This window comes from Pseudoduganella sp. UC29_71, from assembly GCF_042693265.1.
In the GTDB taxonomy this organism is placed as follows: domain Bacteria; phylum Pseudomonadota; class Gammaproteobacteria; order Burkholderiales; family Burkholderiaceae_D; genus Rugamonas.
The window spans coordinates 4,642,488-4,654,671 of the sequence record NZ_CP170549.1 but is presented as its reverse complement, the minus strand read 5'-3'; the positions used below and the strand labels follow the sequence as shown (position 1 = coordinate 4,654,671).

10 protein-coding genes are annotated in these 12,184 nt (G+C 66.5%); 6 read left to right on the top strand and 4 right to left on the bottom strand.

Annotation, left to right across the window (positions count from 1 at the left end):
- Nucleotides 1-9: 9 nt before the first annotated feature.
- The 3 genes from ACFJI2_RS20710 to ACFJI2_RS20700 all read right to left on the bottom strand — a co-directional run bounded on the left by ACFJI2_RS20710 (nt 10) and on the right by ACFJI2_RS20700 (nt 2,386).
- A complete protein-coding gene (locus ACFJI2_RS20710; RefSeq protein WP_377701676.1) occupies nt 10-1,290 on the bottom strand; it encodes an RNA polymerase sigma factor in 1,281 nt (426 codons plus the stop codon).
- Nucleotides 1,291-1,443: 153 nt separating this feature from the next.
- Nucleotides 1,444-1,626 carry a hypothetical protein gene (locus ACFJI2_RS20705; protein WP_132375686.1) on the bottom strand — a complete coding sequence of 61 codons (183 nt, stop codon included), beginning with the start codon at nt 1,624-1,626 and terminating at the stop codon, nt 1,444-1,446.
- An 85-nt stretch (nt 1,627-1,711) separates the two neighbouring features.
- The gene (locus tag ACFJI2_RS20700; protein WP_377701675.1) at nt 1,712-2,386 is read right to left on the bottom strand and encodes a TetR/AcrR family transcriptional regulator; all 675 of its coding nucleotides are present in this window, start codon (nt 2,384-2,386) and stop codon (nt 1,712-1,714) included.
- Between the two features lie 178 nt (nt 2,387-2,564).
- On the opposite strand from ACFJI2_RS20700, the gene ACFJI2_RS20695 reads away from it, so the two are divergent.
- The 3 genes from ACFJI2_RS20695 to ACFJI2_RS20685 are packed head-to-tail and all read left to right on the top strand — an operon-like array spanning nt 2,565 to nt 6,776.
- Nucleotides 2,565-3,701, top strand: a complete 1,137-nt coding sequence (locus tag ACFJI2_RS20695; protein WP_377701674.1) for an HlyD family secretion protein — start codon at nt 2,565-2,567, stop codon at nt 3,699-3,701.
- A 9-nt stretch (nt 3,702-3,710) separates the two neighbouring features.
- Nucleotides 3,711-5,306 (top strand): DHA2 family efflux MFS transporter permease subunit, encoded by a 1,596-nt coding sequence (locus ACFJI2_RS20690; protein WP_377701673.1) that lies wholly within the window; start codon nt 3,711-3,713, stop codon nt 5,304-5,306.
- A 33-nt stretch (nt 5,307-5,339) separates the two neighbouring features.
- The gene (locus ACFJI2_RS20685; RefSeq protein ID WP_377701672.1) at nt 5,340-6,776 is read left to right on the top strand and encodes an efflux transporter outer membrane subunit; all 1,437 of its coding nucleotides are present in this window, start codon (nt 5,340-5,342) and stop codon (nt 6,774-6,776) included.
- A 147-nt stretch (nt 6,777-6,923) separates the two neighbouring features.
- Here the strand turns inward: ACFJI2_RS20685 and ACFJI2_RS20680 are convergent, their stop codons facing one another.
- Nucleotides 6,924-7,808, bottom strand: coding sequence for a LysR family transcriptional regulator (locus tag ACFJI2_RS20680; RefSeq protein ID WP_377701671.1), 885 nt, complete (start codon nt 7,806-7,808; stop codon nt 6,924-6,926).
- A 101-nt stretch (nt 7,809-7,909) separates the two neighbouring features.
- Here ACFJI2_RS20680 and ACFJI2_RS20675 point away from each other — a divergent pair, with 101 nt between their 5' ends.
- The 3 genes from ACFJI2_RS20675 (at nt 7,910) to ACFJI2_RS20665 (ending at nt 12,128) form a co-directional block, all read left to right on the top strand.
- A complete protein-coding gene (locus ACFJI2_RS20675) occupies nt 7,910-8,509 on the top strand; it encodes a short chain dehydrogenase (RefSeq protein ID WP_377701670.1) in 600 nt (199 codons plus the stop codon).
- A gap of 45 nt (nt 8,510-8,554) precedes the next feature.
- A complete protein-coding gene (locus tag ACFJI2_RS20670) occupies nt 8,555-10,255 on the top strand; it encodes a hypothetical protein (protein ID WP_377701669.1) in 1,701 nt (566 codons plus the stop codon).
- A 133-nt stretch (nt 10,256-10,388) separates the two neighbouring features.
- Nucleotides 10,389-12,128, top strand: coding sequence for a methyl-accepting chemotaxis protein (locus ACFJI2_RS20665; protein ID WP_377701668.1), 1,740 nt, complete (start codon nt 10,389-10,391; stop codon nt 12,126-12,128).
- Nucleotides 12,129-12,184: the final 56 nt, after the last annotated feature.

Genomic DNA, 12,184 nt, shown 5'->3' with positions numbered 1-12,184 from the left:
TGGATTAATTTAAACGAGTGGGCATCCTGCCACGGATTGGCCGCTTTTAGCAATGCTTACAGTAAATTCAGCGTCATATCGATATGGCTGGCCACCGGCGCGCTGTTGACCAGTTCGCGCGCGCGCCAGCATCGCCGCCTGCGCGTCGGTGTCGCGCCCCAGGCGCTTGAGCAGCATGCCGCGCACGCTGAAATAATACGCATAGCCGGACAACTCCGCCGCCAGCGGCTCAATCAGCACCAGCGCCGCCGTCGGCCCGCGCAGCTTGTCCACCGCCACCGCGCGGTTCAGCGTCACGATGGGGGAGGGGTGCACCACTTGCAGCACCGCGTACAGGCGGTCGATCTCGGCCCAGTCGGTCTCGGCCGCCTCGCCGGCCTGCGCATGCACCGCCGCCACCGCCGCCTGGATCTGGTACGGCGTCAGCTCGCGGCAATGCAGGGCCGTGTCCACCATCGGCAGCGCCTCGTCGATCAGCGCCTGGTTCCAGCGGCGCCGGTCCTGGTCGTCCAGCAGGATCAGCGCGCCCTTGGCATCGACCCGGGCGCCGGCGCGCGCGTGCTGCAGCATCAGCAGCGCCGCCAGGCCCAGCGCGCCGCCGTCGTGCGGGAACATGCGCGCCAGCAGCCGCGCCAGGCGGATCGCTTCCTCGCACAGCTCCATGCGGATGTATTGCCGGCCGCTGCTGGACGCATAGCCTTCGCTGAACAGCAGGTAGACCATGGCCAGCACCGCCGCCAGCCGCGCCGCGCGCTCGTGCGCCGCCGGTTCGTCGAACGAGGTGCCGGTTTCCGCCACGCGGCGCTTGGCGCGCGCGATGCGCTGTGCCATCGCCGGCTCGCGGATCAGGAAGGCGTGCGCGATCTGCTGCACCGTCATGCCGCAGACCGCCTGCAGCAGCAGCGGGATCTGGTAGCCCGGCGGCAGGCCCGGGTTGGCGCAGATGTAGAGCAGGCGCAGGGTGTCGTCGCGGAAGGGCACGAAGTCCTCGTTGCGCTGGATGCCGGTATTGGCGTCCACGCTGTCGGCCACGTAGTCGGGATCGGACAGGGCCGAGCCTTGCGCGCGCACCGGCGCCAGGCCGGCGTTGCGGCCGCAGGCCACCAGCCACGCCAGCGGGTCGCCGGGCAGGCCGCTGCCGGGCCACAGCAGGCGCGCGCGCATGGCCGCATCCTGCCAGGCGTTCACCGCCAGATCGAGGTCGCGGAAGGTGCGCAGCAGCGCCGCCAGCGTCTGCGGGCGGTATTGGGACAGCAGTTGCGCGATGGTGTCGTTGTCGGGTGGTGCCACGGCGGAGTGCAAAAGGTTGTGCGCAAGGGCTTAGCTTACGTCAAAGCGTATGGCAGCGCCTAGCCGGGGGCGTAAAAAAACCGGGAAGCAATCCCGGTTTGTGTGCCGCCGCAGGGGCGTGCGTACTCAGTGCGCGTTCAATCGGCGCTCAGCTCAGCTGGCAATGAAGCGCGAAGGAATCTCGATGCCGCCCGCTCGCGCGGCCTCTGCGTAGGCGCGCAATTCGTCGATGGCCGCTTCGAGCTGTTCCTTGGTGGGATTCGCCTGGAAGCCCCTGATGCGCTCGTTCAACGCGGCGACTTGTTTGCTCCATTCGAGACGAGAGAACTTGCTCATACAACCTCCTGTTTGAAAGGCACAGGATGCGCCCGCTGAGGTTTTTCCTCAGTGCGCCACCGCACATAGCCGCGCATGGCTGCGCTTAGCCGTCCTTGCGCAGCGCGCCGCCCAGGAACAGGTCCACGCCCGTTTCCACCTGCTTGCGCACGTCCGGCATGGGGGCGGTGGCGTTGATGACGAACAGGTAGCGCTTGAGCTGGTCGCCCATGATGCAATTGAGCAGGTGCACTGCCAGGGTTTCCGGCGGCATGTCCTCGCGCAGCTGGCTGCGGATGTCGGGGCGGGCGAAGAAGCGCTGCAGCGCCTCGCGCGTCTGGCGCGGGCCGGCGTCGAAGAAGGCTTGTGCCAGTTCCGGGTTGGACATGGACTCGGCAATGACCATGCGGTGCACCGCCAGTACCTGTGGCGAGGCCACCAGCTGGCCGAAGCGCATGCCGAAGTCGAGCAGGATGTCGCGCAGCGGGCGCACCGTGGTTTCCATGTCGTGCATGGTGGCGAAGAAATGCGCGCAGCCGGCGTTGATGACGGCCGTAAACAGCCCGGCCTTGCCGCCGAATTTCACGTAAATGGTGCGCACCGCCACCCGGGCCTGCTTGGCGATCATTTCCAGGCTGACCTTGCTGTAGCCCTTTTCCAGGAACAGGCGCGCGGCCGTTTCCACCAGCTCCTGCGTGCGCGCCTCGGCTTCGGCGGCGCGCGGGCGGCCCGCCGTCTTGGCGGGACAGTGGGACAGGCCGAACACATCGGCTACTGGCAATAAGGGCAAGTTTTCTGTGCTGGCGGACGTCATGGCGGCTTGCTGTTCATTTATTTGGCATCTTAACAGATGGGGACTGTAGTCCAAAATAAAATGAAATGCAATCGTTTCATTTCTTGACTTGGTACTGGACTTGGCGAATAATGCTCCTATCCCATTTCATTAATCCGGAGCACTCATGTCCAACCAAGCAGAGCAAAAAATGCTGAGCGCCGTTCCCGGCCAAGCCGCCCCCGCTGCCGCCCCGGCCGCCGCCGCGCCGAACCGCCGCGTGCTCGTCATCGCCGGCCTGATCGCGCTGGCTGCCATCGGCGCCGGTGCGCGCATGTGGTACCGCAGCCATTACTTTGTTGAAACGGAAAACGCCTACGTAGCCGGCCATGTGCACCCGGTGTCGGCCCGCATCTCCGGCGTGGTGACCAAGGTGCTGATCGAGGACAACCGGCTGGTCAAGCAGGGCGACGTGATCGCCGAGCTGGACCCGTTCGACCAGCACGTGAAGGTGGAGCAGATCGAAGCGCAGATCGCCACCGCCGAGCAGCAGGTGCTGCAGGCCGATGCGCAGATCGCGCAAGTGCACGCGCAGGCCTCCGCCGCCGCCGCGCAGGTGGCGCAATCCGAAGCGCAGCTGCTGCGCGCCAAGCAGGACGCCGAGCGCTACGGCCAGCTGTACAACAGCCAGATGAAAGCGGTCTCCAAGGCGGAACTGGACGCAGCCAACGCCGGCCGCTCCAGCGCCGTGGCCGACCTGGCCGCGCGCAAGGACAGCGCCACTGCCGCCCAGGCCCAGACCGCCGCCGCCGCCGCCGCGCGCGACGTGCTCAAGGCGCAAGTGAAAGTGCTGCGCGTGCAGCTGAAAGACGCCCAGCAGCAGCTGGCCTACAACCGCATCCTGGCGCCGGTGGACGGCCGCATCGGCAAGCGCTCGCTGGAAGTGGGCCAGCGCGTGCAGCCGGGCCAGCAGCTGACCGCCATCGTGCAGGACAACGTCTGGCTCACCGCCAACTTCAAGGAAACCCAGCTGGCCGAACTGAAAGTGGGCCAGCCGGTGCACGTGACCATAGACGCCATCCCCGGCAAGACCCTGGTCGGCCGCGTGGACAGCTTCGCCCCGGCCTCGGGCGCCCAGTTCGCGCTGCTGCCGGCCGATAACGCCACCGGCAACTTCACCAAGATCGTCCAGCGCGTGCCGGTCAAGGTCACCTTCAAGCCGGAAGACGTGAAAGCGCTCAGCGGCCGCCTGGTGCCGGGCATGTCCGCCATCGCCGAAGTCGATTTGAAATCCGGTTCCACCGACACCCGCGCTGCGCACTAAGGAGTGGCCATGAGCAGCACCACGACACTGGCCGCCGCCCCGGCGCTGCCGCTGGACGGGCAGAAGATCCCGCTGCGCACCTGGATCGCCGTCGGCGCCGGCATGCTGGGCGCCTTCATGGCGGTGCTCGACATCCAGATCACCAACGCCTCGCTGAAGGACATCCTCGGCAGCCTGTCGGCCACCCAGGAAGAAGGCTCGTGGATTTCCACCGCCTACCTGGTGGCCGAGATCATCGTCATCCCGCTGACCGCGCTGCTCACGCGCGTGTTCGGCGCGCGCACCTACATGATGGGCACCACCGCCTTGTTCCTGCTGTTCTCCACCCTGTGCGGCGCGGCCTGGAACCTGGAAAGCATGATCGTGTTCCGCATGGCGCAAGGCTTCACCGGCGGCGCGCTGATCCCCATGGCCTTCACGCTGGTCATGCTCAAGCTGCCGCCCTCCAAGCGCGCGGTGGGCATGGCCGTGTTCGGCCTGACCGCCACCCTGGCGCCGTCCATGGGGCCCACGCTGGGCGGCTACCTGAGCGAAATCTACGGCTGGCCGTCCATCTTCTACATCAACTGGGTGCCCGGGCTGCTGCTCATCGCCGGCATCGCCTACGGCCTGGACGCCGAGAAGACCAAGTGGGGCGACCTGCTCAAGACCGACTGGATCGGCATCGGCTTCATGGCGCTGGGCCTGGGCTGCCTGACCATCTTCCTGGAAGAAGGCAACAGCAAGGACTGGTTCGACTCCGGCTTCATCATCGCCTTCGCCGCGCTGGCGCTGGTGGGCTTGCTGGGCTGGGTCGTCACCAGCGCCACGCGCGCCAACCCCTTCGTCAACCTGGGGCTGTACGGCCAGCGCAACTTCCTGGTGGCCACCGCGCTGTCGGCGGTGTTCGGCATGGCGCTGTACGGCTCGTCCTTCCTGCTGCCGCTGTACCTGGGCCAGATCGCCGGCTACTCGCCGATGCAGATCGGCGAAGTGATCATGTGGGCCGGCCTGCCGCAGCTGTTCATCATGCCCTTCGTGGCCAAGCTGTCCGGCAAGGTCGACAACCGCATCCTGTGCTCCTTTGGCCTGCTCATGTTCGGCGTGTCCTGCCTGATGAACGCCTACATGGACGCCAGCACCGGCTACGACCAGCTGCTGGCCTCGCAAGTGGTGCGCGCGCTGGGCCAGCCCTTCGTCATGCTGACGCTGTCGAACTTCGCCATGCAGGGCATCCCGCAAAAAGACATGGCCTCGGCATCGAGCCTGTTCAACATGACGCGCAACCTGGGCGGCTCGATCGGCATCGCGCTGCTGGCCACGTCGCTGTCGCAGCGCGAGCACTTCCACTCGGCGCGCCTGGGCGAAGCCATCAACTCCTTCGCCCCGGCCACGCAGGAACGCCTGGCCGCGCTGACGCAATCGTTCATCGGCAAGGGCTACGAGGCGGCCATGGCGGCCGACCAGGCGCTCAAGGCCATCGACGGCATCGTGCGCCGCGAATCCTACGTGATGGCCTACAACGACGGCTTCTTCATCGTCAGCGCCATCCTGCTGGCCTGCATACCGGTGCTGTGGATGTCCGACAAGGTCAAATCCCCCGGCGGCGGTGGCGGCGCGCACTAACTGAAAAAAGGACTAAACGATATGATCACGACGATGAAAAAAATCACGCTGGCCGCCGCCGTGGGGCTGGCGCTGGCAGGCTGCAGCACCGTGGGTTCCGATTTCAGCGCGCCGAAGAACGTGGCCGACGCCGGCTACCGGCACGCGGCCGGCGAAGCCAGCCAGGCGCGCCTGCCCGCGCAATGGTGGACCATCTACGGCGACGACACCTTGAACCGCCTGGAACAAAACGCGCTGCGCGACAACCCGAGCGTGAAAGCCGCCGCGCAGCGCCTGCTGCAAGCGCAGGCGCAACTGGGCCTGGCGCGCGTCAGCGAATCGCCGACGCTGAGCGTCAATGGCGGCGTATCGAATTCGCGCACCTCGGCCAACACCTCGCAAGGCATCGCGCTGGGGCACCGCTCCATTTCCGGCAACAACTACTCGCTGGGCGCGTCCATGTCCTACGAAGTGGACCTGCTGGGCCGCGTGCGCCGCGCCGTGGAAGCGGCCGATGCCCAGGCGCTGGCCGCCGAAGCGGACCGCGACGGCGTGCTGCTGCTGCTGTCGTCGCAAGTGGCCACCACGTACTGGCAGCTGCGCGGACTCGACACCGAGATCGCCATCCTGAACGGCGCGCTGGACAGCCGCCGCGAAACGGAAGAACTGGTCAACGCCCGCTTCAACGCCGGCCTGTCCAATGAACTGGACACCTCGCGCGCGCGCATCGAACGCGCCAACGCCGAAGCCGACCTGCAGGAAGTGCAACGCCAGCGCAACACGCTCGAGCACAGCCTCGCCACGCTGACCGGCGCCTCGCCGTCGGCCATGCAGCTGCCCGCCGCCGCCGTGGCCAGCCTGCCGCAGCCGCCGGCCATCCCGGTCGGCCTGCCGGCCAGCCTGCTGTCGCAGCGGCCCGACCTGGCCGGCAGTGTCGCCAGCCTGCGCGCCGCCAACGCCCAGATCGGCGTGGCGGAAGGCGCGTTCTACCCCTCGATCAGCCTGACCGGCAACTTCGGCTTCGCCTCCGAAAGCCTGAGCGAGATCGCCAGGGGCGGTTCGCGCCAGTTCAGCATCGGCCCGCTGGCGTTGTCGCTGCCCATCTTCGACGGCGGCCGCAACCGCGCCAACCTCGCGCTGGCCAAGGCCCGCTACGAAGAAGCGCTGGCCAACCATGAAGGCAAGCTGCTGACCGCGCTGCGCGAAGTGGAAGACGCGCTGTCCGACGTGCAGCAAAAGCAGAAGCAGGAACAGGTGCAGGCGCAATCGCGCGAAGCGGCCGCGCGCGCCTACCTGGTGGCGCGCGCCCGCTACGAGCGCGGCGTCTCCACCTACCTGGACGTGACCGACGCCCAGCGCAGCAGCCTGGCGGCCGACCGTGCCGCCGCGCAAATCACCACCCAGCGCCTGCTGGCCACGGTCGCCGTCGCCCGCTCCCTCGGCGCCGGCTGGCAGCCCCAGGGCGCGCTCGCCGCCATCGCCTCCCGCTAGTCGGGCTGTCAGGCTGTCAGGCAGTCAGGCAGTCAGGCAGTCAGGCAGTCAGGCAGCCAAGCAAACTGAGCCGCATTCGGGGTCAGACCCCGAATGCGGCTCAGCTCGCAAGGGTGCTCGCGGATGTGTCAGAGGCTGATTGATCGCTTAGCTTGGGCCGAAGCGTTCCAGCATGAAGTCGATGAAGGTGGTGAGTTTGGGCGTGGGCTGGCGGTCGCGGGAGTAGACGAGGTGCATGGGGCGCGCGGCCGGGACGTAGTCGTGCAGCAGCGGCACCAGCCGGCCGGCGGCGATGTCCTGCGCCAGCAGCATCTCGGCCTGCATCACGATGCCGAAGCCGTGCAGCGCGGCCACCCGTAGCGCGTGGCCGTTGTTGGAGCGGAAGCGGCTTTCGCGCACCTTGCTGGCGCCGGGCTGGCCCTTCAGCCGCCAGCGCACCTGGTGCGTCCATTGCATGAAGTCCAGGCATTCGTGCTGCGCCAGGTCGTCCGGCGTGCGCGGCGTGCCGGCCCGCTTCAGGTAGGCGGGCGAGGCGCAGATCACCATGCCGTAGGGCCGCAGCGCGCGCGCCACCAGCCCCGAGTCTTCCAGCACGCCGATGCGCACCGCCGCGTCGTAGCCTTCTTCCACGATGTCGACCATGCGGTCGTTCAGGTTCAGCTCCAGGCTCACTTCGGGGTGCTGCGCCAGGTATTCCGTCATCGCGGGGCTGACCCATTCGCTGCCGAACGACACCGGCGCGGTGATTTTCAGCTTGCCGCGCGGGGCGGCGTGCATCGCTTCGGCGCCCGATTCGGCGGCGCTGATCTGCGCCAGGATGGCGCGGCACTGGTCGGCGTACTGGCGGCCGATCTCGGTCAGGCTCTGGCGCCGCGTGGTGCGCGCCAGCAGCGCGGCCCCCAGCCGCTCTTCCAGCGCGCGGATGTGCTTGCCCACCATGACGGGCGAGATGCCGAACGCGTCGGCGGCGGCCGTGAAGCTGCCGCGGTCCACCACGGCCACAAACACTTCCATGCTGCGTAGCTTGTCCATATTCCGAACCTCAGGTTTGTAATGTTGTTCATTCTAGTGCATTTATTCCTGGGGTGAAGCAAGCCATACTGGCTGCACTTAACCAACCACAGGAGAACAATATGAAGATCATCGTCATTGGCGCGACCGGCACCGTGGGCAAGGCCGTGGTGGAGCAGCTGGGCCAGCGCCACGAGATCGTGGCGGTCGGCAGCAGCAGCGGCCAGTACCAGGCGGACATCGCCGATATCGCCCAGGTGCGCGCCGTGTTTGAAAAAATCGGCAAGGTGGATGCGGTGGTGGTGGCGGCCGGCCAGCTGGCGTTCGCGCCGCTGGCCGAGTTCACGCCGGAGCAGTTCCGCGTAGGCCTGGACAGCAAGCTGATGGGGCAGGTGAACGTGGCCCAGGTGGCGCAGGACTTCCTCAACGACGGCGGCTCCATCACGCTCACCAGCGGCATCGTGGCGGACCAGCCTATCCGCAACGGCGCCAGCGCCACCATGGTCAATTCGGCGGTGGAGGGCTATGCGCGCGGCGCGGCCATCGAGCTGCCGCGCGGCCTGCGCATCAACGTGGTCAGCCCGACCCTGCTGACCGAATCGCTGGACAGCTACGGCCCCTACTTCCGCGGCTTCGAGACCGCGCCCGCCAGCCGCGTGGCGCTGGCCTACAGCCGCAGCGTGGAAGGCGCGCAGACCGGGCAGGTGTACAAGGTCTGGTAATCGGTTATACCATGGGCGCTTTCCGATCAACCATCGTAAGGTCCCATGAAAACTATCCTGCTTCCTCTGGTACTGGCCCTCGCGGGCAACGCTGCCACCGCAGCGCCCGCGAGCGTCGATGAACTGAACAAGATGGCCAGGCGCTTCGCGCCGGTCGAGCTGAAGGCCGACACCTCCAGGCTGTCGCCCGGCGACAAGCAGGCCATCGTCAAGCTGATCGAGGCGGCCAAGATCGTCGACGTGCTGCAGCTGCGCCAGCGCTGGGAAGGCAACGAGGCGCTGTGGTCGGCGCTGCAGAAGGACAAGTCGGCACTGGGCAAGGCGCGCCTGGACTACTTTTGGCTCAACAAGGGGCCGTGGTCCATCATCGACGGCAATACCTCCTTCCTGCCCGAGGAAGTGGCGGGCATCAAGGTGCCGGCCAAAAAGCCGGAAGCGGCCAACTTCTATCCGTCCGGCGCCAGCAAGGCCGCCGTGGAAGCGTGGATCAACAGCCTGTCCGCCGCCGACAAGGAGCAGGCGCAGTGGTTCTTCACCACCATCCGCGCGGACGCGGGCGGCAAGTTCAAGACCGTGAAATACTCGGACGAATACAGGCCGGAGCTGGAGAAGCTGGCCGCGCTGCTGCGCGAGGCGGCCGCCGCCACGGACAACGCGTCGCTGAAAAAATTCCTCACCCTGCGCGCGGACGCTTTCCTGTCCAACGACTACCTGGCTTCCGATTTCGCGTGGATGGACCTCGATGCGCCGGTCGACGTCACCATCGGCCCCTACGAAACCTATAACGACGAACTGTTCGGCTACAAGGCCGCCTTCGAAGCCTATGTGAGCGTGCGCGACCAGAAGGAAACCGAGAAGCTGAACTTCTTCGCGCAGCACATGCAGGAGCTGGAAGACAACCTGCCGCTGGACGCGCAGTACCGCAACCCGAAAGTGGGCGCGCTGGCGCCCATGGTGGTGGTGAACCAGGTCTACGGCGCGGGCGACGGCAACATGGGCGTGCAGACCGCCGCCTACAACCTGCCGAACGACGAGCGCATCATCAGCCAGCGCGGCTCCAAGCGCGTGATGCTGAAGAATGTCCAGGAGGCGAAATTCAAGTCCACGCTGACGCCGATCTCGAAGCTGGTGCTCAGGCCGGCCGACCAGAAGGACGTGGACTTCGATTCCTTCTTCACCCACATCCTGGCGCATGAAATCATGCACGGCCTCGGCCCGCACGCCACCACGGTGAAGGGCGTGGCCTCCACGCCGCGCCAGGACCTGAAGGAGACCTATTCCACCATCGAGGAAGCCAAGGCCGACATCACCGGCCTGTACGCGCTGATGCACATGATGGACAAGGGCCAGCTGCAAGGCGCGCTGGGGCAGGGCGAGGCGGCCGAGCGCAAGCTGCACACCACCTTCCTGGCCTCGGCCTTCCGCACGCTGCACTTCGGCCTGACGGATTCGCATGCGCGCGGCATGGCCATCCAGGTCAACTACCTGCTGGACAAGGGCGGCTTCGTGTCGCACGGCGACGGCATCTTCTCGGTGGACTTCAAGAAGATCAAGCAGGCCGTGCTGGACCTGGACCGCGAGTTCCTCACCATCGAAGCGACCGGCGACTACGCGCGCGCCAAGGACATGATGGCCAAGTACGTGGTGATCCGCCCCGACGTGCAGAAGGCGCTCGACAAGATGAAGGCCGTGCCGAACGATATCCGCCCGGCCTTCACCACGGCCAAAGCCTTGCTGAAAAAATAAGCTTAGGCTGCGGCGGACGGACTCCGGTTTGATCCGCCGCAGCCTCTCACTTTGGCGGCAAGCAGGAATGCTTCATCCGTGTTAAATTTTCCTATTATTTCCGATAGTCAATAACAGGAACAGGGATACCAACATGGACATTGAAAGCACTAAAATCAGCACCCGCCTGGCCACCGGCTTTGGCCTGGTTTTCCTTCTCCTCATCATCGTCACTGCGCTCGGCATCAACCGCGTGCAGAAGATCGACACCATCCTCACCAATATCAGCGACGTGAACAACGTCAAGCAGCGCTACGCGATCAACTTCCGCGGCAGCGTGCATGACCGTTCCATCGCGCTGCGCGACGTGGTACTGGCGGCCGACGCGGCCGCCGCCGCGCCGCACGTGGCGCAGATCCAGACCCTGGCCGAGCACTACGCCAAGTCGGCCGCGCCGCTGGACCAGATCATCGCGGCCGGCAAGGGCGTGACGGCGGCCGAGAAAAGCGCGCTGGAAGGCATCAAGGCCAGCGAGGCCAAGACCCAGCCGCTGATCGCCAAGGTGATCGCGCTGCGCGCCGCAGACCAGCTGCCGGAAGCGACGGCGCTGCTGCAGCAGCAGGCCGCGCCGGCCTTTGTCGAGTGGCTGGCCTCGGTCAACAAGCTGATCGACCTGGAAGAAAAAATGAGCATGGAGCAGGCCGACAGCGCCACCAGCGTGGCGCGCAGCTTCTTCGTGTTCATGGTGGTGCTGTGCCTGATCGCCATCGGCGTGGGCGTGGCGGCGGCCTGGTTCATCAGCCGCGGCCTGCTGCGCCAGCTGGGCGGCGAGCCGGAATACGCCGCCTCCATCGTCGCGTGCATCGCGGCCGGCAACCTGGCCGTGCGGATCGACACCAAGCCGGGCGACAACAGCAGCCTGCTGCATGCCATGCAGGGCATGCGCGACAGCCTGGTGAACATCGTCAGCCAGGTGCGCGCCGGCACGCAGACCATCGCCACCAATTCGCGCGAGATCGCGGCCGGGAATATGGACCTGTCTAGCCGCACCGAGCAGCAGGCCGCCAATATCGAGGAAACCGCTTCCTCGATGGAGCAGCTGACCGGCACCGTCAAGCAGAACTCCGACCACGCCTACCAGGCCAACCAGCTGGCGCTGTCGGCCTCCGATGTGGCGGTCAAGGGCGGCGCGGTGGTCAATGAAGTGGTGCAGACCATGGCCTCCATCAACGAGTCCTCGAAGAAGATCGTGGACATCATCGGCGTCATCGACAGCATCGCCTTCCAGACCAACATCCTGGCGCTGAACGCGGCCGTCGAGGCGGCGCGCGCGGGCGAGCAGGGCAGGGGCTTTGCCGTGGTGGCCACCGAGGTGCGCAACCTGGCGCAGCGCTCGGCCGGCGCGGCCAAGGAGATCAAGAGCCTGATCGACGATTCGGTGGAAAAAGTGGACGCGGGCGCCAAGCTGGTGGACCAGGCCGGCGCCACCATGCAGGACATCGTCAACAGCGTCAAGCGCGTGACCGATATCATGGGCGAAATCTCCACCGCCAGCGCGGAGCAGACGTCGGGCATTGAGCAGGTCAATGAAGCGGTCGGCAAGATGGACCAGGTGGTGCAGCAGAACGCGGCGCTGGTCGAGCAGGCTGCCGCTGCCGCCTCGTCGCTGCAGGACCAGGCCGGCAACCTGTCGCAGGTGGTGAGCATCTTCAAGCTGGACGAGTCGTCGCTGCCGCTTGCCGCCCCGGCCCCGGCCCCGCGCGCTGTGGCCAGCGTGAGCGCCGTGGCGCAGCGTCCGGCTCCGGCCCGGCGCGCTGCGGCACTCCCCGCCGCCAAGCCTGCGCCCAGGAAAGTGGTCAACGCCGGCGCCGACGACAGCTGGGAAGAGTTTTAAAAAACCGACAATTGTTTATTTGGCGAATATGCGTTTTCGCTAATCAAATATTTTGT